This is a genomic window from Chryseobacterium sp. HNCC26DJ240, assembly GCF_057180485.1.
Window position 1 is genome coordinate 206,445 of the sequence record NZ_JBXUGK010000007.1, and the last position, 19,933, is coordinate 226,377.

At 34.1% G+C, this 19,933-nt stretch carries 18 protein-coding genes; 10 read left to right on the plus strand and 8 right to left on the minus strand.

Annotation, left to right across the window (positions count from 1 at the left end):
* The first annotated feature begins 218 nt into the window (after positions 1–218).
* The 4 genes from AC2A1G_RS15235 (at position 219) to AC2A1G_RS15250 (ending at position 6,998) form a co-directional block, all read left to right on the plus strand.
* A complete protein-coding gene (locus AC2A1G_RS15235) occupies positions 219–3,707 on the plus strand; it encodes a protein O-mannosyl-transferase family (protein ID WP_484047765.1) in 3,489 nt (1,162 codons plus the stop codon).
* Between the two features lie 85 nt (positions 3,708–3,792).
* Positions 3,793–5,283 (plus strand): hypothetical protein, encoded by a 1,491-nt coding sequence (locus tag AC2A1G_RS15240; protein ID WP_484047766.1) that lies wholly within the window; start codon positions 3,793–3,795, stop codon positions 5,281–5,283.
* A 118-nt stretch (positions 5,284–5,401) separates the two neighbouring features.
* Positions 5,402–6,253, plus strand: a complete 852-nt coding sequence (locus AC2A1G_RS15245) for a helix-turn-helix domain-containing protein (protein WP_484047767.1) — start codon at positions 5,402–5,404, stop codon at positions 6,251–6,253.
* Positions 6,254–6,308: 55 nt separating this feature from the next.
* Complete coding sequence (locus AC2A1G_RS15250; RefSeq protein ID WP_484047768.1) at positions 6,309–6,998, plus strand: DUF421 domain-containing protein; 690 nt, start codon at positions 6,309–6,311, stop codon at positions 6,996–6,998.
* Positions 6,999–7,054: 56 nt separating this feature from the next.
* Here the strand turns inward: AC2A1G_RS15250 and AC2A1G_RS15255 are convergent, their stop codons facing one another.
* From AC2A1G_RS15255 to AC2A1G_RS15285, 7 genes are all read right to left on the minus strand, one after another.
* Positions 7,055–7,471, minus strand: coding sequence for a hypothetical protein (locus AC2A1G_RS15255; RefSeq protein ID WP_484047769.1), 417 nt, complete (start codon positions 7,469–7,471; stop codon positions 7,055–7,057).
* 109 nt (positions 7,472–7,580) lie between these two features.
* A complete protein-coding gene (locus tag AC2A1G_RS15260; RefSeq protein WP_484047770.1) occupies positions 7,581–8,870 on the minus strand; it encodes a cryptochrome/photolyase family protein in 1,290 nt (429 codons plus the stop codon).
* The gene (locus AC2A1G_RS15265; RefSeq protein ID WP_484047771.1) at positions 8,842–9,549 is read right to left on the minus strand and encodes a lycopene cyclase domain-containing protein; all 708 of its coding nucleotides are present in this window, start codon (positions 9,547–9,549) and stop codon (positions 8,842–8,844) included. Before AC2A1G_RS15265 ends, AC2A1G_RS15260 begins: the two co-directional genes overlap by 29 nt.
* A complete protein-coding gene (locus tag AC2A1G_RS15270) occupies positions 9,546–10,004 on the minus strand; it encodes a sterol desaturase family protein (protein ID WP_262147795.1) in 459 nt (152 codons plus the stop codon). The genes AC2A1G_RS15265 and AC2A1G_RS15270 overlap by 4 nt, the downstream gene beginning before the upstream one ends.
* A complete protein-coding gene (locus AC2A1G_RS15275; RefSeq protein WP_484047772.1) occupies positions 10,001–10,462 on the minus strand; it encodes an SRPBCC family protein in 462 nt (153 codons plus the stop codon). The genes AC2A1G_RS15270 and AC2A1G_RS15275 overlap by 4 nt, the downstream gene beginning before the upstream one ends.
* 8 nt (positions 10,463–10,470) lie before the next feature.
* On the minus strand, positions 10,471–11,307 hold the full coding sequence (locus AC2A1G_RS15280) for a phytoene/squalene synthase family protein (protein WP_484047773.1): 837 nt from the start codon (positions 11,305–11,307) through the stop codon (positions 10,471–10,473).
* Between the two features lie 9 nt (positions 11,308–11,316).
* Positions 11,317–12,780, minus strand: coding sequence for a phytoene desaturase family protein (locus tag AC2A1G_RS15285; protein WP_484047774.1), 1,464 nt, complete (start codon positions 12,778–12,780; stop codon positions 11,317–11,319).
* A gap of 556 nt (positions 12,781–13,336) precedes the next feature.
* Here AC2A1G_RS15285 and AC2A1G_RS15290 point away from each other — a divergent pair.
* From AC2A1G_RS15290 to AC2A1G_RS15315, 6 genes are all read left to right on the plus strand, one after another.
* Positions 13,337–13,975: a TetR/AcrR family transcriptional regulator gene (locus AC2A1G_RS15290; RefSeq protein ID WP_484047775.1), complete on the plus strand. Its 639-nt coding sequence runs from the start codon at positions 13,337–13,339 to the stop codon at positions 13,973–13,975.
* 87 nt (positions 13,976–14,062) lie between these two features.
* Positions 14,063–15,148, plus strand: a complete 1,086-nt coding sequence (gene dnaX, locus AC2A1G_RS15295; protein WP_484047776.1) for a DNA polymerase III subunit gamma/tau — start codon at positions 14,063–14,065, stop codon at positions 15,146–15,148.
* 89 nt (positions 15,149–15,237) lie between these two features.
* A complete protein-coding gene (locus AC2A1G_RS15300; RefSeq protein ID WP_484047777.1) occupies positions 15,238–15,762 on the plus strand; it encodes a hypothetical protein in 525 nt (174 codons plus the stop codon).
* Positions 15,763–16,144: 382 nt separating this feature from the next.
* The gene (locus AC2A1G_RS15305; protein WP_484047778.1) at positions 16,145–17,224 is read left to right on the plus strand and encodes a chorismate mutase; all 1,080 of its coding nucleotides are present in this window, start codon (positions 16,145–16,147) and stop codon (positions 17,222–17,224) included.
* Between the two features lie 106 nt (positions 17,225–17,330).
* The gene (gene rsgA / locus AC2A1G_RS15310) at positions 17,331–18,263 is read left to right on the plus strand and encodes a ribosome small subunit-dependent GTPase A (protein WP_484047779.1); all 933 of its coding nucleotides are present in this window, start codon (positions 17,331–17,333) and stop codon (positions 18,261–18,263) included.
* Positions 18,264–18,574: 311 nt separating this feature from the next.
* Positions 18,575–18,994: a nucleoside-diphosphate kinase gene (locus AC2A1G_RS15315; protein WP_262152546.1), complete on the plus strand. Its 420-nt coding sequence runs from the start codon at positions 18,575–18,577 to the stop codon at positions 18,992–18,994.
* A gap of 275 nt (positions 18,995–19,269) precedes the next feature.
* Here the strand turns inward: AC2A1G_RS15315 and rpe are convergent, their stop codons facing one another.
* Positions 19,270–19,920: a ribulose-phosphate 3-epimerase gene (rpe, locus tag AC2A1G_RS15320; protein ID WP_484047780.1), complete on the minus strand. Its 651-nt coding sequence runs from the start codon at positions 19,918–19,920 to the stop codon at positions 19,270–19,272.
* Positions 19,921–19,933 lie beyond the last annotated feature (13 nt).

Here is a 19,933-nt window from a genome sequence, read left to right on the forward strand (position 1 = left end):
ATTAATTTTTTCAATAAAAATCTGACCGCAAAAATACAAAAAAATAAATAATCTCTAAACTTTTGTTTGAAACTACAGCAATGATGTTTAAAAATCTATGTTTAAGTTTTGCAGTTTTCTGATTTCGCAGCCAAAATTTACGCCATTTTTTTTAAATTTTGTTAAAATCAGTATAAAATCATCTAAAAATCTTATTTTCGCATGATTGATTTAATACTATGAAAAACTGGACTTTCAGGCAATGGAATACCGTTCTCGGATGGGTGATATTCGCCATTGCATTTATCACGTATCTCTCAACCATAGAACCTAACTTTAGTTTTTGGGATTGTGGAGAGTATATTTCTTCTGCCGTAAAACTTGAAGTGACCCACGCTCCGGGCGCCGCGCTTTTTCAAATCGTTGGTGCTGTGGCAGGAATTTTTGCTTTCGGTAAAGGTGAAAATTATTCGATTGTGATTAACGGAATGTCTGCGCTTTTCAGTGCTTTCACCATTCTCTTTCTTTTCTGGACGATCACGCATTTTGTGAGAAGACTTCTGAATAAGGATTTTGAAGAAATCAACAGACACCAGGAGATTGCTATTCTTTTTGCAGGCGTAATCGGATCCTTGTGTTTCACATTTTCAGATACATTTTGGTTTTCGGCTGTGGAAGGAGAGGTGTATTCTATGGCCTCAATGTTTATAGCATTATTGGTTTGGTTGATTACCAAGTGGGAAAACGAATATCTTGCAGCAGATGCTGACCGCTGGATAGTATTAATATTCTTCATTGTAGGTCTTTCGGTAGGTGTTCACATGATGTGTATGTTGGCAATTCCTGCTGTTTGTCTTGTTTACTACGCAAGAAACTATGAATTTACTTGGAAGAATTTCCTTGTTGCCAATGGTGTAACGCTTTTAATTTTAATTATTGTATTTAAACTGATTTTCCCGCTTATCATGACAATGTTCGGAAGACTGGAAATATTCATGGTAAACGGATTAAGTCTTCCTTTCCACTCCGGTACAGTTGCAGGATTTATTGTGATGGTTGCAGTTTCTTATTTCATTATTAAATATGCAAGAAGAGCTAAAAAGAAAATTTATCAGACGATTGCACTTTCATCGGTATTTATGGTTATCGGTTTCTCCTGCTGGATGGTTATTCCCATCAGAGCCAACGCAAATCCGCCGATGAACCTTAATGATCCGGATACCGCAATTGGTATGCTTGATTATTACAACAGAGAACAGTACGGTGACTGGCCAACAATTTACGGACAAAACTATACTGCATTTTTGGATGCCAACGGTATCGAAAAAAATGACGACGGAAGTTTTAAAACCAATAAAACCGGGGAAATCTACGAAAAAGACGAGAAAACCGGAACATACAGAAAAACAGGTGACAGATTCAATTACGTTTTCAATAAGGATCATGTGAGCCTTATGCCGAGAATGTATAATGAAGATAAAGCTGTGATGGCAAATTATATGGCAATGTACGGCGCACCAAAGTTTGAGTTTAATTTTGACAATCCGGATATTGCAGACAGCCCTGAAGCCCAGGAAATATTTAACGAACTTCAAGCTAAATATGATAATAAAGATATTTCGGTTTCAGATTATTTAAAAGTAAGACCTTATAATTTAATTAAAGTTCAGAGACCTTCTTTTGTAGATAACATGCATTATTTTATCACGTTCCAAAACGGATATTATTTTGTAAGATACCTTTTCTGGAACTTTGCAGGAAGACAGAACGACCTTGAAGGTAATCAGGAAATTACGAGAGGAAACTGGATTTCCGGAATTCCGTTTATTGATAACGCTTTGTATGGTGACCAAAATGCAATGCCTTCGAAATTCAGAAATGAAAGTACGGTAGCATTTTTCTTCTTACCAATGCTTTTGGGTGTTTTGGGATGCTATTTCCAGCTCAACAGAGATTTTGGAAGATTTTATGCGCTATTATCTTTATTCATTTTAACAAGTATTGGAATTGTTTTCTATACAGGAATGAAGCCTTACGAACCACGAGAAAGAGATTACGCAACAGTAGGTTCTTTCTACGCATTTGCCATTTGGATTGGTTTGGGAGCAGGAGGAATTTTATGGTACTTACAGGCCAAAGTGAAATCTAATTTAGCGAATATCGGTTTTGGTGTTGTTTTACTTGGAATTCCTTTAATGATGGGCTTCCAAAACTATAATGTTCACGACAGAAGCGGTCGTTATACGGCTTACGATTATTCTTATTCTATGCTGAAATCTTTACCTAAAGACGATATTTTATTTGTTTATGGAGATAATGATACGTATCCGGTTTGGGCAATGCAGGAAACCGAAAGATTCAGAGATGATGTAAAAGTGGTTAATTTTACCCTTCTTTCAACACCTTGGAACATCGATCAGGTAAAAAGAAGAACGTATAATGCAATGCCTGTTCCTGGGCAGTTAACGCACGAAGATTACAGAGATGGAGTAAATGATCAGATTTACATCATGAAACCTGGCGACTGGAAAAATGTTTTTGAAACTCTTCAGGCAAAAGGAACAGCAGAAAGCGTTATCAAAGCCTTTCAGGGATATCTTGTGAAAGATTCAATGACGATTAAGGAGGCTGTAGAATTTATTAAAATTCAGTCTCCTGAAAAAGATGAAGTTTTAAAGGAAATATTTGGTGGAGAGAAATACGAAAAATATAATTTCCTTCCGGTAAATAAGTTTGTAATCCCGGTAAACAAAGCTAATGCAGTAAAATCAGGAACAATTTCTGCAGCAGATTTACCAAACGTTGTAGATCACATCACTGTAGATTATAAGGCAAATACTTTGTATAAAGGGAACCTGATTATGTTTGATATTCTGGCTAATTTTGACTGGAAAAGATCACTCAACTTCTCATCAGGTGGTGTTTATGATCCTGAAAATATTTTCTACTTAGATGAATATCTTCAATTCGACGGTTTCAGCTACAGATTGGTTCCAATTCATACACCAAGAAGCAGTGACGGTGAAATGGGAAGAGTAGACGGAAATTCTTTATACAACATTGTGAAAAATTTCAAATGGGGTAATTTCAAAGATCTGAATGTTCACTTCGATGAAACTGCCACTTCCAATATCATCAGCTACAGACAGTCTGCAAACAGAGCGGCAGCAGCCTTAGCGTTACAAGGTGATAAGAAAAGAGCTTTGGAAATTCTTGATTTAGCTTCAAAAGAAATTCCTGCTGAAAAATACAATGATCCAAGATCTCTGAGCTCAATGGTGAATGGTTATATCATGGCAGGACAAGAGAAAAAAGCATTGGCGCTTGCTGAAAATCTGAAGAAAGCAATTTTTGAAGAGTACGATTTCTATCTGACTTTAAATGCTGCTGAACAGAGAAACATCGGCAGACAGATGAGATCAAAACCTGCAGAATATTCTTTGGTGGTGACTGCGGTTACCGATGCTTACAGAAAATTGGGTCAGAATCAGAAAGCTTACGATTATCTTGTAAAATCTATGGAGCCTATTGACAGGAAATTCAATGCTTTCATAAAAAAGGCCCAGTCGATGGGGAAAGAGAAAGCAAAGAATGAAATTGAAGCCAATGCGCAAAAAATTACTTCCTATTATTCTTATTTAATGGATGTCATAGAGCCAATTGATTCTAACCTTGCCAGAAAAAAAGAAGAGCAGATTAACAATTCACTCTTCAAGGCAATACAGTAATATTTAAAACGGAACTTCGGTTCCGTTTTTTTTTGTTTTGACGGTAAAAAATATAAGGTTTATATTTGCAAAAACAACGAACACGATGACCGAATCCGGACAGAAGAAGCTTCCCATTTACGCATTTTTTATTGCCCTCACAGTCAAAATATTTTTCCTTCTTACGCATCACATTCAGGAAGATGCTTTCATTACATGGCGGGTAGCGCAAAACCTGATGGATTACGGCGTGATCGGTTTCAACGGAGCTACGAAAATTTCAGCTTCCACGACACATCTTTATGTTTTTGTTTCTTATTTTTTCAATCTTATTTTCGGTAAGGAAAACTTTATAGAGCCGTTATTAATCTTTAATTCGATACTTTTTACCATCGGAAGTGTACTGCTTTCGCATCTGCTTTTTAAAGATAACAGACACAAGGCTATATTCATTATACTTTTCGGCTTGTTGCCGCCTTCCATTAAAATCTCAATTCTCGGGATGGAATATGGAATCCTCTTCTTTCTGGAAATGGCTTTGCTGTATTACGGTTTCAAAAAAGAGAAGAAATGGGCACTTTTGCTGTTGCCGATGCTCATTATGTTTACCAGAATAGATACTGTAATTTTTCTTGGAATTACATTTATTGTAGATGTAATCTGGACAAAAAAAATCCGATGGAATTATATTTTTGGTGGAATTTTAGCGCTCGCAGTTTCACTTTCTTTCAATTGGTTTTACTTTGGAGAAATTGTTAATAACACGATTGTCGCAAAGAAATTGAGATATGACGGTCAGTTTAATTTAAAACAGAACTGGGAATATTTTAATCTGAATTACGGTAATTTCTGGGGAATGATCAAGCTTCCGAAAGACTTTAATCCGTTCACGATTGTCATTGCGATTTTTGAGTTGCTGTGTTTTATTTTCCTTGTGAGACAGAGAAACAACAGAAACTATTTTCTTTGGATTATCTTTATTTTTGCTTGGATAAAACAAATCGTTTTCCTGTCCCAAAAAAGTCTTTTCGATTGGTATTATTGGGTTCCGCAGATTCTTTTATTCGTTCCGATTATCATTTTCGTTCTTGAAATTAAAGAAAAAAGAAATCTTTGGCTTTCACTCTTCATCTTTATTTACGTTGTACCAATGATTGCATTTCAAACTGTTCATTCTTTGGCAACAGGAAACGGAGAATGGAATTACAGAAGACACATCGGGCTTTATCTGGATATTTACGAAAAAGATAAAAACCAGTGGATTTTGCTCGAACCAGCCGGTTATGTTCCTTATTTTTCACATTTAAAAACAATTGATGAAGTAGGTTTGGTGGATAAAAATATTCAGAATGAAATTGTAAAAGACAAAGAAAATTATTGGATCAATACGGTGAAAAACAGAAATCCGAAGTATTTGCTTTCGTATAAAAACCTTTTCGCAGAGAAAGATTCAGCGTATTATCAGCAAAATTATAAATTAATCAAAGAATTTAGAGTTAAAGACCATTTACAGAGTCAGAATGCAATTTTAGAGAAAATATACCGTTTAAAGCCGTCAGGTACAGATTATAACCTTTACGAGAGATTAAAAAAATAGAATTCTACGCAAATTTTATGAATCTATGTTAATGTTTTAATATTTAAGCGATATGGTATTTAAAATCCTTTGTAATTAAGGCTTTTATTGCTAAATTTGTATCTTGAATTTTTACTAAATGACTCAAAACGCAGAATCGGATGATCAGATAAAAAAGGTAGGATTTTACATAAAATCTCTTAAAGAAATTATTGCCATCAATAATCAATCGCGTCTTTTTGTCAATCACCAGTATTTTGCAATCATTATTTCTGCCGAAGAATTTACTTTAAAAACTGATGTTGGCGAGAGAATTGTAAGCTCAAGCTCAGTAGTCTACGTTGGTCCGGGAAAAACTTTTGAACTGTTGGGCGATGTATCAGACAAAACTTCATGCATTGTTTTCAGATCTTGTTTTTACGAAAAAACACCTCAGGACAGTTTCTTTATCAATTCAAAAATATTCTTCAATTCTACATCTAATTTTTTTGTAGTTCCTCTTTGTCAAAATTGCTTCAGTGAGAAAAAAGCATTGTCGAAAAGAGTAGAGGCTTTTAAATTGCGTGATGAAAGTCTGTATGTTTCTGCTGCACATAATTTTATAGAGTCTCTTTTGTTGCATGCCTTTCAGTCTGAAGAGGTTGAAGTGATTATTGATGACGAAAAATTTGAATTTGTTTCTTACGTCAACCGTTTCAGAGTCTTGTTGCAGAGAGATTTTAAAGTACAGAAAAAAGTTTCTTATTACGCTTCAGAATTGCAGGTTTCATCACGGAAATTGACAGAAATGTCTGAATACGTGAGCGGAAAAAAAGCGAAACAGTTGATTATTGAAAAAGTAATAAAAGAATCTGAAAATGCTTTAAAATTTTCGTCAAATACCATCTCAGAAATTTCTTATAATTTAGGTTTTAACGACGAAGGAAACTTTACTAATTTTCTGAAAAAACACACCGGCAAAATACCAAGTGAAATGCGCGAAGTAGGGTAGTGAAAGATTCTGCGGCTTGCTTTTTGAAGTTTTAATTTTGTTTTAAAATCAAATTATGCAAATCGATTGGAATGAACTTATTTTAGGCTCCGAAAGCTGGGATTTTCTGCTACAGATTATTTTCCGTACTGCAGTGATGTTTCTTGTAATTATCTTCGGAATCAGGCTCTTAGGAAAAAGAGGTGTAAAGCAACTCTCTGTTTTTGAACTCGTTGTTATTATCGGATTGGGCTCAGCGGCCGGTGATCCGATGTTTTATCGGGAAGTCGGTCTGTTATCATCAATATTCGTTTTTGCAGTCATTATTTTATTTTATTCTTTGGTCGTTTATCTTATCGGAAGATCCAAAAAAATTGAGATTCTTCTCGAAGGCAAACCTGTTTTACTCATTGAAAATGGAGTTTTTGCCATTAAAAATTTTAAAAAAGAAAAATTAGGCAGCGATGAATTTTTTGCCGAGTTAAGAATGAAAAGCATTTCACATTTAGGACAGGTGGAGTCTGCGATAGAAGAAACTTCTGGCGAGATCAGCGTATTTTTTTATGAGGATGAAGACTTAAAATATGGTTTGCCTGTACTTCTGCATTCTCTGGAAAAATCTACAACTGTTTTCTCAGAAGAAAAGCATTATTCATGTACTTTTTGTGGATTTACTGAAGTAAAAAATCCAAACGACGATAACACCTGTAAAAACTGCGGAAAACACCATTGGATACCTTCAATTAATAAAAGACGAATTACATAAATAAAAAAAGTTCTGAAAATAATCAGAACTTTTTTTATTTTGGAAGCATTTGCAGTTTATACGATTGCTGTATTTTCCTTTTTCAAACTGTTAAAAATTGGTTTTCCAATAAGGCTCGAAAAAATATTCTGAACTTCGTGAATATATTTGCATCTCACAGAGTTACCATAAATCTTTAAGCCTTCCAAAAGCTTTTTCGCTGTCAAATCAAAGTCATATTTGATAAACTGTTCGGGTCTTTCATATCTAATTCTTTGCTCTGAACTGTAAGTCTTTAAAAAACCAAGCTTCTGCAACCAATCTTCATCAATTAGAATCGGTTTTATAGATTCTGCCGGAACTTTAAAGCTTTCCAAATCATTATCAATTTTTACGAAATACTGACCTTCTTTCGGCTGCAAAATTTCCTTTACTGAATAAATCTGGTTATTATACTGTACCAGATTTGTGATTTTTAGATCTGTAATATTCATAGTAATCTTTGTATTTATGGTGTACAGACGATATTACAAATTATATGCCCCAAATAATATTTTGTGGTAGCTTTACAGATTTTAATCACCTTTTAATGCATTTCTAACCTTAATTTTCGTTTACCGCCTTTTTGTAAACTTCGAGTGCACGTTCACGGGCTTTTTTGTGGTCAACCATTGGCTCAATGCTGTAATCTTTTGGTAGAAATTCAGAACGGTATTTTCCGTCTTTATCAAATTTTTTCTGCTGTTCTTCAGGATTAAAAATTCTGAAATAGGGTGCTGCATCACAACCGCAACCAGCTGCCCATTGCCAATTTCCGTTGTTGGAAGAAAGTTCATAGTCTAACAATTTTTCTGCAAAATAAGCTTCGCCCCATCGCCAGTCAATCAAGAGATGTTTGGTAAGAAAACTCGCAGTTACCATTCGTACTCTGTTGTGCATAAAACCTGTTTCGTTCAGTTGTCTCATTCCCGCATCAACCATCGGATAACCAGTTTTGCCTTCGCACCAAAGCTTAAATTCTTTTTCATTATTCCGCCACGGGATATTTTCGTATTTTTCTTTAAAACTTTTGGTAACGACCTTCGGGAAATGATATAAAATCTGCATAAAAAATTCTCTCCAAATGAGTTCACTGAGCCATGTTTCATTATGTTGAGAGGCAAACTCAACGCATTTTCTGACAGAGATAGTTCCGAAACGCAAAGCAACTCCAAGACGGGTTGTAGCATTCAGTCCGGGAAAATCTCTTGTTTTATTGTATTCTTCAATGAGTTTTTTGGATAGAGTAGGTTCAGAAAATTTTAAGTCTGTTTTTTCAAATCCGATTTCTTTTAAACTTAATATTTTAAAAGATTTATTCTGATAGAAATTTGAAAAATTGGTTTTTTCATTCTGAAATTTAATTTGTTTAAAAGCTTCTTTCCATTTTCTTGAGTACGGTGTATAAACGGTGTAAGGCAAGCCGTCACTTTTTACGACTTCATCTTTTTCAAAAATAATCTGATCTTTAAAATCAAACATTTTTATATCATTTTTCTCCAGAAATTTCCTGATTTCGTCATCTCTTTTTATTGCCTGCGGTTCATAATCTCTGTTAACAAAAACAGCTTCCAAATCAAATTCCTCAGTTATTTTTTTAAATGCATCAAGTGGCTTATCAAAATAAGTTTTAATACTGCTTCCATGCTCTTTCAATTCATCATTCATTTTTTCCAGAGCCTGATGAAAATAATCAACTCTTTTGTCAGATTTATTTTCAAGATGCGAGAGAATTTCCTTATCAAAAATAAATACAGGTAAAACTTTATTTTCCTGATTTAAAGCTTCCAAAAGTGCTGTATTATCGTCTAAACGCAAATCCCGTCTAAACCAGAATATATTTATTTTGCTCATATTTTTTAAATTTTAAAAAGAAAAAAAGATTCCAGAGAATCATTTCAAGTCCGTAGAAAAAGTCTTCGACAGGAATCGTCAGAATTCTGAATCCCATAAACTCATCAGGATTATAATTTACAACCGGCGAGGGCAATCCCGTTCCGGTAAGCAGACCGTTCACAACCAAAAATCCCGGACTTAAAATAATATAGATTATGACAGCTTTTCCCAGCCAGTCGGCTTTCAGAATATATTTTAAAACTAAAATACTCAATGCACAGGTTACAAATGCCGTGAAAGTATAGAGTTGCTCATAAAAGTAAGTGGCAAGTGCGAGAAGTACGAACGTTATTATATGAAGAAGTACATTTTCAATCTTTTTCACCCAAAGAAAACTGAAAAATTTGTCTAAACAGAAATAAGTGAATACACACGAAAACGGAATGCAGATAAAAAAGAGAATTTCTTCAATAGGAAGATTATAAATACGCAGACCAATTGTATATTCATGACTGAACCACCAGACTTTTTGTGCCGTAAAAATCATATCCCAGACAATAAAAAACATCGCAACAAAAAGCGATGACAGTATAAATGCCCTGAAATATCTGCTGAACTTAATTTTAGAATGAAATGAAAAAATAAAACAGATAATTACTGCAAAAAAATTAATCAGTAAATAAGTAAACTGCATCATTTTTTATCTTTTTTAAAAAACATTTTAAAGTATTTTACAGGAACCCACAAAAAACCAAAACATTCGCCATGCTCCTTTCCTGTGTGTTTATGATGTTGTTTGTGAGCTCTTCTGATTGCAAGCAGATATGGATTCTGCGTATTTCTTAAAATCTTAAAACGCTGATGAATAAAGATATCGTGCACAAAAAAATACGACATTCCGTAGAGCGTTATTCCCAACGCAACGTAGAAATATTCATTAAATCCGTTAATGGTTCCGAAATACATCAGGACAATCGTCGGAATTGCAAAAATTAAAAAGAAATAATCATTACATTCAATATGCCCTTCGTTGGAATGATCATGATGATCCCTGTGAAGAAACCACATAAAACCGTGCATCACATATTTATGAATGCACCACGTGAGTCCTTCCATTGTGAAAAATGTGATGATGACAATTAAAAAATTCATCTTTGATTAAATTTTGTTTCAAGAATTTTGTAGCGGTAGTTGAAGATGTTTTCAAGCTTGCTTTTCACCATAATTTTGTGGGCAATTTCGCCTAAAAAACCTAAAGGAAGTTCGTACGTAACAATATCAGTCATTAAAACGCCTTGCTCATTAGAAACAAATTCGTGATGATGATTCCAAAGTTTGAAAGGTCCTTTTTTCTGAAAATCAGTAAAACTTTTTTCTTTATCAACCTGAGTGATTTCAGTTTGCCATTTCAGTTTAATACCGAATAGAGGAGAAACATAATAGTCAATCAGCATTCCTTCATAAATTTCTTCATCATTCAATTCTGTCATAACAATAAAACTCATATCGTCAGGAGTAATATCTGACAGATTTTTTGCAGCAGAGAAAAATTTCCAAGCAGTAGAAATATTACATTGAAGCTGTTGCGTGCGTTTGAGTGTGTGAACCATAGTTTAGTTTAAATAAAAGCAATTTTATACTGAAGATAACTGCTCATCATTACAGAAATTTTTCTTCCGTTGGAAATTCTAATTCTCTTTTTTAAAATTGCGGTGGCGGGAGTTCTTCTTATTTTGTTAAACAATGAAATGTAATATCTGTAAGCAAGATACACTCCGAATTTTGAAGTTTTCGGAAGCATTTTGATGCCTTCTAATGCAAGCCTGAATTCTTCTTCAATATCTTTTTCGATCTGCCTTTTTTCTTCTATGTTGAAATTGAGGATATTAACACCCGGAAAATAGGTTCGTCCCAAAATTTCAAAATCGTCATTCATATCTCTCAGGAAATTCACTTTCTGAAATGCAGATCCAAGCTTCATGGCAAAAGGTTTTAACTTTTCAAAAGCTACCTTATCACCATTTACAAAAACATGAAGACACATCAGACCAACTACTTCGGCAGAGCCCAGAATATACTCGTCGTAAAGTTCGGAATTATAATCGATTTTCTGAAGATCCATCTCCATACTTCTCAGAAACTGGTAGATTAAATGGTGTTCAATCTTATACTGTAAAACTGTCTCCTGAAATGCCTGCATGATAGGATTTAATGAAATTCCTTCAGCAAGAGCTTCTTCCGTCTGTGTTTTAAATCTATTGAGAAGTATATTTTTGTCGTAACCATGAAAACTGTCTACAATTTCATCGGCAAGCCTTACGTAGCCATAGATTGCGTAAATTGCGTTTCTGATTTTCGGTGAAAGTGCAAGAATCCCAAGTGAAAAACTTGTGCTGTATTGCTGGGTGGTCTGTTTACTGATCTTAAAAGAAAGGTCATCAAATTTTTGTTTCATAATATTATATTAAAGGGTGGCTTGGTGTGCGGCTATTTTACCTGAAATAATCGATGGCGGAACTCCCGGACCAGGCACAGTGAGCTGACCGGTGTAGTACAGATTCTTTATTTTTTTATTTTTGAGCGACGGTTTTAAAACGGCGGTCTGGTTTAAAGTATTCGCCAAACCATAAGCATTTCCTTCGTAGGCATTATAATCTTCTTTAAAGTCGTTTAAGCAAAAACTTTTTTGATAAATTATTTTTTGAGTTAAATTTTCTGTACCAGTATGTTTTTCAATCCTTTCTATCATTTGAGCAAAATATTTTTGTCTCATTTCTTCAGAATCTTCAATTCCGGTAGCAATAGGCATAAGTAAAAATAAATTTTCACAGCCTTCAGGCGCAACTGAAGCATCGGTCTGTGACGGACTGCAAACATAGAACAATGGTTTTGAAGGCCATTTTTTGTCAGTGTAAATTTCGCTGGTGTGTAGATCTAAATCATTTTCAAAAAATAAAGTGTGATGTTTTATTTTAATTTTTTCATTAATTCCCAAATAAAAAATAAGGCAGGAAGGGGCGAAGGTCTTTGATTTCCAATAATTTTCCGTATAATTTTTTTCCTGATCCGTAAGAAGGTTCGTTTCCGTATGATTATAATCGCAGGAAGCAATGACAGAATCAAATTCAAGTGTTTGTCCGTTGACCAGAATTGATTTCACCTTTCCGTTTTCACTTATTATTTTATCTACCGCAGCATTGTTATGAAACTGTACACCCAAATCGTTACAGATACTCATCATTCCTTCAATGATTTTGTAAAAGCCGCCCATCGGATAAAAAGTTCCGAGCCTGTAACCACCGTAATTCATCAAACTGTAAAGTGCAGGAATATTTTCTGGTGATGCTCCCAAAAAAATCACAGGAAACTCCATCAAAGTTCGGAGTTTATGATTTTTAAAATATTTCCCAACAAACGTTCTAAAGTCGGAGAGAAGATCAAGTTTTACTGCACTTTTTAAAATTTTTAAAGAGAAAAATTCTGTCCACGAAAAGCAGGGCTTTGTAACGAAGTCTTTCATCCCTACTTCATACTTATATTTTGCATCCTGCATAAATTTTTCAAGACTATCTGCTGCTCCTTTTTCAATGACTTCAAATAAATCTTTCATTTCATCAAAATTCTGAGGTAAGTTTAAATTTTCATCAGTGAAAATCATCTCAAACTGAGGATTTAAAGTAACAAGCTCATAGAAATCTGAAGTTTTTTTACCAAAATCCTCAAAGTATGAATCAAAAATATCCGGCATCCAGTACCAACTTGGTCCCATGTCAAAAACAAAACCGTTTTCTGTGGTAAATTGCCTTGCACGACCGCCAAAACTGTTGTTTTTTTCGAAAATGTGAACCTCATGGCCATTTTTTGCAGCGTACGATGCCGCGGAAAGTCCTGAAAAACCTGATCCAATGATGGCAATTTTATGTTTCATAATTAATTTTTGAGATTTTTGGTATATTTTACAACTTCAATATTTCTGCCAAAATCATTTATTAATGGGCAGTTTGAAAGAAAAATGTGGTATACGGTTAAAATTTTCTCAAAAAAGTCATCACACATTTAAGAATTTTATATCTTTACAACAGATTATTCGGTGTTTCACATGATAACTTGGAACAGATTTTGGATAGAACACTAAACCAAACCTCACAAAATTTAATTAGTTTTTTTAACAAAAAAAATAATTTAATTACAGTACTTATCGAAGGAGGATTATTTTAATTGGTAATTTCAAATTTCTTTAACGGAACAGAAAGCAATTATAATGAGGAAAATACTAAACTAATGTTTAAAATTTAATTCAAACAGGTTTGATTTTTAACAGTTTTTAATTTTCAAAATGAGATATGAGTGCAAAAAGTTAAATCTTTAAAACACAGGTACAGAATTTAAAATTATTATGCTAACAATGTAGCAGACTGAATGATATGGTAAATCATATCTTTTATCTACGAAAAAAATGCAGATTGCATAAATAATAAACAAAAATGCCAAGAAAAGTAGTACAAGGTCCTATCCGTGATAAGGAAAAGACCAAACAAAAGCTCCTGGGAGCTGTAGGGAAAATTCTAAAGACCAAAGGATATTCAGGTTTGATGGTAAGTAAGATCGCTGCTGTAGCAGGATACGACAAGAAACTTATCTATGAATATTTTGGAAGCACAGATAAACTGATTGATGAGTACATTAAATCTCAAGATTACTGGAGTAACTTCAGCGGAGAAAATAATGTAGATCTTACAGACGGAGGTCAGGCATTGTCTAAAATGGCGATGTTAAACCAGTTTGAAAATCTTAAAAAGAATAAGGAACTTCAGAAAATCCTAGTTTGGGAGCTGTCTGAAAGCAGACCTGTTCTTAAAAAGATTCTTGACGAAAGAGAAATAATTGGCGAAGAGCTATTCAAAAATATTACAGATCCACACTTTGGAGACGATGCTACGAGATATCGTGCCATGACTGCTTTAATGATTGCAGGGATCTATCACTTAAATCTTTACACGGCCTACAACGGAACAACTTTCTGCGGGATTGATCTAAAATCAGAAAGCGGAAGAAAGGAAATTGAAGGTGCTATTGAAGAAATAGTAGATTATGCCTATTCTAAAAAAGCGGGAAAAAAGTAAATCTTCGTCACTGAAGATTTACTTTTTTGTTTAAAAATCTGAGGTATTAAATTTTCAGATTTAAACAATTATTCTTACTTTTGGGCAATGGAAAATTTTATAGTATCTGCAAGAAAATACCGCCCGCAGCAGTTTGACACTGTAGTAGGGCAGTCTCATATTACAGATACTTTAGAACATGCTATTGAAGAAAATCAGCTTGCTCAGGCTTTGTTGTTTTGTGGGCCAAGAGGTGTAGGTAAAACGACCTGTGCCAGAATTCTTGCCCGCAAAATCAATGAAAAAGATGGTTCAGTTTCTGAAGATGGTTTTGCTTATAATATTTATGAGTTAGATGCTGCTTCAAACAACTCTGTAGACGATATCCGTGAACTGATTGATCAGGTAAGATACGCGCCACAGGTTGGTAAATACAAGGTCTACATTATTGATGAGGTGCACATGTTGTCGTCAGCAGCATTCAATGCCTTTCTGAAAACTTTGGAAGAACCCCCTGCTCACGCTATTTTCATTTTGGCAACTACAGAAAAGCATAAAATTATTCCTACCATTTTATCAAGATGTCAGATTTATGATTTTAAAAGAATCACAATTCTTGATATTCAGGAACATTTAAGGCAAATTGCTGAAAAGGAATCTATTCAGTATGAAGATGATGCACTTTATCTAATTGCTCAGAAAGCTGACGGTGCTTTGAGAGACGCCCTTTCTATTTTTGACAGACTTTCTACATTTTCACATAAAAATATTACTTTGGCAAAAGCTGCTGAAGTGCTTAATATTTTAGATTACGATCAATATCTGAATATTGTAGATTTAGCCAGGGAAAATAATATTCCGGCAGTACTTTCTTCTTTTAATGAGATTGTAAAACGGGGATTTGATTCTCACACATTCATCGCAGGTCTCGGAAATCATTTCAGAGATTTGATGATGGCGCAGAATGCTTCTACAATAGATTTGATTGAAGTGGGTGAACAGACCAAAGCTAAATTTGCTGAGCAGGCAAAAAGTTGGAGTCCGCAATTGCTGATACACGGAATTGAAATTTGCAATCATGCAGATATCAATTACAAAAATTCTAAAAATCCGAGGCTTACCGTAGAAATAGCTTTGATGCAACTGTCTTCACTTACTGGTGGAGCAGATGTTCTTAAAAAAAAAAAATCTTAATACTGGCTCCGTTTCTTGACGAAAAGCAAGAAATAAAAAAGCCGGTTCCGGAAAAAAAACTTGAAGCAGTAAAACCTGAAATCTCTGAAGTGAAAACTTCTTCAGAGGAAATTCATGTGGCTAAAAAGGTAGCAAAACCTTTATCAAGACCTGCTTCAAAAGGTGGTTTGAGTATTTCTTCATTTATGAATCAAACTGAAACAGTTGAGAAAGAAGAAATTGTAATTACTAAAACCGAAAATCTTCCCAAAAATCATTTTACAGAAACTGATCTTCAGGCTGAATGGAATTTGCTTTTAAAACAGCTTCAGAATAAAAATGTTTTTGTTTTCAACGCAGTAAAAGGTTTTAAGCTTAAAAAAAAGGACGAAAATGTAATCGAAGTTCTTTATCCGTCAGATTCTGCGAAGACTGAGTTTGATAAAATCAGCGGTGAATTTTTCAATCATTTTAAAACAAAGGTTCATAATTTTTCAATCGAAATCGAGTACAAAAGAGACTTTGAAAATTTGAAAGTGGAAGTTTTGACTAAAAGGAAAATCTACGAGAAATTTATCGAAAAAAATCCTCTTTTGAAAGATCTTGATGATCTGATGAGATTTGATTTAACTTAAATTTTATATATTTGTTGAATAATTTTCCTCTACGGAAATAATTTAATTTAAAAAATAAATCATAATTAACTGATTTACAGATGTTATTAGAATTTTAAATGAAAAATTTTTCGAATACAACTCTGTTTTCTCACTCATCTTTTGGGTATCAGGCTGCTGAATTTATCAGTGGTTATTTTGGTTTGTTAGCTAATTATTATAGAAATTTTACTGGTTATTACCGATTTTATTGGTATTGCTAAATAAATTTCTTTTCCTAAAAACATAACTTGTTCTACCGGGTTTTTGTTTCCTTAAATTTTTTTTAACGGCAATTTCGAAAAGAATTATAACTCATTTATAATTTGAATTTTCATGTATTTAAAACAATAAAATAATTAATATGACACTTAAAGATTTGAACAGCAACTGGATTAATGATTTATCTCAACCGCTGATGATAGCTGGACCCTGCAGTGCTGAAAGTGAGGCACAAATGCTGGAAACAGCCAGACGTTTAAAAGAAACCAATGCTAATGTTTCCGTTTTCCGGGCGGGAATCTGGAAGCCCCGAACTAAGCCAAACGGTTTTGAAGGGGTAGGAGTTATTGGCCTGAATTGGTTAAAAAAAGTAAAAGAAGAATACGGTTTTAAGACGGCTACAGAAGTTGCGAACGCTCATCACGTTGCTGCAGCTTTAGAGGCAGATGTTGATATTCTCTGGATTGGCGCACGTTCTACGGTAAATCCTTTTACCGTGCAGGAAATTGCGGAAGCTCTAAAAGGAACTGAAAAAACAGTACTGGTAAAAAATCCGGTAAATCCAGATTTGGCATTGTGGATTGGAGGTTTGGAGAGGCTTTTGGGGCAGGATATTAAAAATCTTGGCGTTATTCACAGAGGTTTTTCAACGTACCAAAAGACGAAATACAGAAATAATCCCAATTGGCAGATTGCTTTGGATTTTAAAAGTCAATTTCCGAATATTCCGATGTTAATTGACCCTTCACACATCTGTGGAAACAGAACAGGTTTGGCGGATGTAACTCAAGAAGCTTTGAATGTAGGCTACCAAGGTGCAATTATAGAATCACACAGCAATCCTGATGAGGCATGGAGTGATGCTTCACAACAGATTACCCCAGAGGTTTTGGCAGATTTAATTACAAATCTAAAAGTGAGAAACTCTGATTTTGCAGGATTTGAAGGTGAAATGGGAAGACACAGGACTTTAATTTCAGATTTAGATTTCCAAATTATAGAAATGCTTTCTCAAAGAATGAAAATTTCCGAAAAAATAGGAAAGCTTAAAAAGGAAAACGATATCGCTATTTTTCAGCCGGCCAGATGGAAAGAAATCACAGAATATGCAAGTCAGAAAGCTGTAGAAACAGGGATGTCACATGATTTTATAGAGAAAATTTTTAAATCGATTCATGAGGAATCTATTGAAGTGCAAAATAAGGTGATGATTAACAAATAAATTTTGATCAGATAAAAAGTACAATTAAAGGTCTGAAGAGCTCGCTAAACAAAATGTTTTCTGCTTTTCAGACCTTAATTATTTATATTTGCATTAATATATAAAAGTGAAAGGAAAAATCATAAAATCCACGGGAAGCTGGTATCAGGTTTTAGAATTGGAGACCAATAAAATCTTCGAGGCAAGAATACGCGGAAAATTCAAGCTCATCAAAACAAGGCTTACGAATCCACTTGCTGTCGGCGATTTTGTAGAATTTCAGCTGGAGCAGGACGATGTGGCTTGGATTACCAAAATAGAACCCCGAACGAATTATCTGATTAGAAAATCGGTCAATCTGTCCAAAGAAGCGCACATCATCGCTTCAAATATTGATATTGCCTGTTTTATTTTCACTTTAAAACATCCTGAAACGTCTCTTGGTTTTTTAGATCGATTTTTAGCATGTTGTGAAGCTTACAATATTACACCGCTGATTTTATTCAACAAAATGGATGTTTTGAGTGAAGAAGAGATAGAGGATGTAAAAGATATTGAATTTCTTTACAACGAAATTGGTTATAACAGTTTGGAAATTTCGTCATATTCAAAATTGAATTTAGATGATTTACAAAACTTATTAAAAGATAAAACTTCTGTATTCTTTGGTCATTCCGGATGTGGTAAGTCAACTTTAGTTAATGCATTGCAACCTGATTTGAATTTAAAAACCTCGGAAATTTCAGATACGCATCTTAAAGGAAAACATACCACAACTTTTGCGCAGATGCATTTCTGGCATTTTGGCGGAAATGTAATTGACACTCCCGGTGTGCGTGAGTTTGCAATGATTGATGTTCAGAAAGAAGAAATACAACATTACTTTCCGGAAATATTCAAAAAGCGTGAAGAATGTAAATTTCACAACTGTCTTCATATTAATGAACCAAAATGTGCTGTTCTTGGTGCTCTGGAGACCGGCGAAATACAACATTCTCGATATGCCAACTATATCAAGTTGATGGATGAGGCGGAAGAAGAAGCCCAAAACAATTTTTAATTTCTCATAATATTATTGGTTTTTCAATGTTTCATAATGAAATGTTGAGATTTTATTTGCTTAAATATTTATAATTGCTAAATTGATAATAAAATAGCGATATTTATGCAAATAAAAAACCCAGCCGAAGCTGGGTAAAAACTAATAACCATGAAAACTCAAATTAAACATGAGAATCGGAATGTAATAAACAATTACTGTGCCAAAGGAATGTGACGTATTTCTTAATAAAAGTTATTTTAATGTTAAATAAAACTTAAAAACAGAATTTTCAAAAATTTTTGTATTTTTGTGCAAATAATTAAAAAAATATTATGTCTAACATTACGTTCACTATGATTAAGCCTGATGCGGTTGCTGACGGTCATATCGGTGCAATTTTAGGAAAGATTTCTGAAGGAGGTTTCAAAATTAAAGCTTTAAAATTGACTCAGCTTACAGTTGCTGATGCAAAAAAATTCTATGAAGTACATTCAGAAAGACCTTTCTACGGAGAATTGGTTGAATTTATGAGTTCAGGGCCAATTGTTGCAGCTGTTTTAGAAAAAGATAATGCTGTGGAAGATTTCAGAACTTTAATTGGTTCCACAAATCCTGCTGAAGCTGCTGAAGGAACAATCAGAAAAATGTTTGCAAGAAGCATTGGCGAAAATGCAGTGCATGGTTCAGATTCTAATGAGAATGCTCTTATTGAAGCACAATTCCATTTTTCTGGAAGAGAAATTTTCTAAGAAAAATTTGAATAAAATATACAAATCCGGCTTAGTCCGGATTTTTTTTGTTTCAATATCTGCCAAAATGTACATAACTGATTTAGTGATAAAATACCGTGTTTTTACGGATTGACTTGCATTTAAAAGTTTGCAGATATTTGTAATGAAGTAAATGAGAATTTATTTTCACCAACTAAAAACTAAAGTAAACTGTAACCACAAGAATTCTCCAAACCCGAGATGACAAAGGCTGCCAATTGGCAGCCTTTTTAGGATTTTATTGTAGACTAAATTTAAACTTTAAGAAGTTCAATCATTCTTTCCGGACTTTCTGCTGAAAAAACAGCATTTCCTGCTACTAAAACATCGGCTCCTGCATCAAAAAGTTTGGAAGCATTATCGATATTTACGCCACCGTCAATCTGGATCAATGCTGTTGAGTTATTACTTAAAATGAGATCTTTTGTTTCTGCAATCTTTTTGTAAGTGTTTTCAATGAATTTTTGTCCGCCAAATCCAGGATTCACACTCATTAGTAAAACCAAATCTACATCACCGATAATATCTTCAAGCATTAAAACCGGTGTTGAAGGATTTAAAACAACCCCAGCCTTAGCTCCTAAACTTTGAATATGATGAATAGTTCTGTGCAAATGTGTACACGCTTCATAATGAACCGAAACCAAATCAGCTCCGTGATTGATGAATTCTTCAACATACTTTTCGGGTTCAACGATCATTAAATGCACATCAACAAATTTTTTGGCATGTTGCTGAATCGTTTTCATTACAGGAAACCCGAACGAAATATTTGGGACAAATCTCCCGTCCATTACATCCACATGTAACCAGTCTGCCTGGGAATTATTGAGCATTTCGATGTCCCGTTGTAAATTTCCAAAGTCCGCAGACAATAGGGAAGGCGCTATAAGCTTAGTTTTCATTTTACTTTCTATT

What these genes read in the sequence shown, in the direction of transcription:
- AC2A1G_RS15235 (WP_484047765.1), top strand. Translation starts at nt 219, where the DNA reads ATGAAAAACTGGACTTTCAGGCAATGGAATACCGTTCTCGGATGGGTG.
- AC2A1G_RS15240 (WP_484047766.1), top strand. Translation starts at nt 3,793, where the DNA reads ATGACCGAATCCGGACAGAAGAAGCTTCCCATTTACGCATTTTTTATT.
- AC2A1G_RS15245 (WP_484047767.1), top strand. Translation starts at nt 5,402, where the DNA reads ATGACTCAAAACGCAGAATCGGATGATCAGATAAAAAAGGTAGGATTT.
- AC2A1G_RS15250 (WP_484047768.1), top strand. Translation starts at nt 6,309, where the DNA reads ATGCAAATCGATTGGAATGAACTTATTTTAGGCTCCGAAAGCTGGGAT.
- AC2A1G_RS15255 (WP_484047769.1), bottom strand. Translation starts at nt 7,471, where the DNA reads ATGAATATTACAGATCTAAAAATCACAAATCTGGTACAGTATAATAAC.
- AC2A1G_RS15260 (WP_484047770.1), bottom strand. Translation starts at nt 8,870, where the DNA reads ATGAGCAAAATAAATATATTCTGGTTTAGACGGGATTTGCGTTTAGAC.
- AC2A1G_RS15265 (WP_484047771.1), bottom strand. Translation starts at nt 9,549, where the DNA reads ATGATGCAGTTTACTTATTTACTGATTAATTTTTTTGCAGTAATTATC.
- AC2A1G_RS15270 (WP_262147795.1), bottom strand. Translation starts at nt 10,004, where the DNA reads ATGAATTTTTTAATTGTCATCATCACATTTTTCACAATGGAAGGACTC.
- AC2A1G_RS15275 (WP_484047772.1), bottom strand. Translation starts at nt 10,462, where the DNA reads ATGGTTCACACACTCAAACGCACGCAACAGCTTCAATGTAATATTTCT.
- AC2A1G_RS15280 (WP_484047773.1), bottom strand. Translation starts at nt 11,307, where the DNA reads ATGAAACAAAAATTTGATGACCTTTCTTTTAAGATCAGTAAACAGACC.
- AC2A1G_RS15285 (WP_484047774.1), bottom strand. Translation starts at nt 12,780, where the DNA reads ATGAAACATAAAATTGCCATCATTGGATCAGGTTTTTCAGGACTTTCC.
- AC2A1G_RS15290 (WP_484047775.1), top strand. Translation starts at nt 13,337, where the DNA reads ATGCCAAGAAAAGTAGTACAAGGTCCTATCCGTGATAAGGAAAAGACC.
- dnaX (WP_484047776.1), top strand. Translation starts at nt 14,063, where the DNA reads ATGGAAAATTTTATAGTATCTGCAAGAAAATACCGCCCGCAGCAGTTT.
- AC2A1G_RS15305 (WP_484047778.1), top strand. Translation starts at nt 16,145, where the DNA reads ATGACACTTAAAGATTTGAACAGCAACTGGATTAATGATTTATCTCAA.
- rpe (WP_484047780.1), bottom strand. Translation starts at nt 19,920, where the DNA reads ATGAAAACTAAGCTTATAGCGCCTTCCCTATTGTCTGCGGACTTTGGA.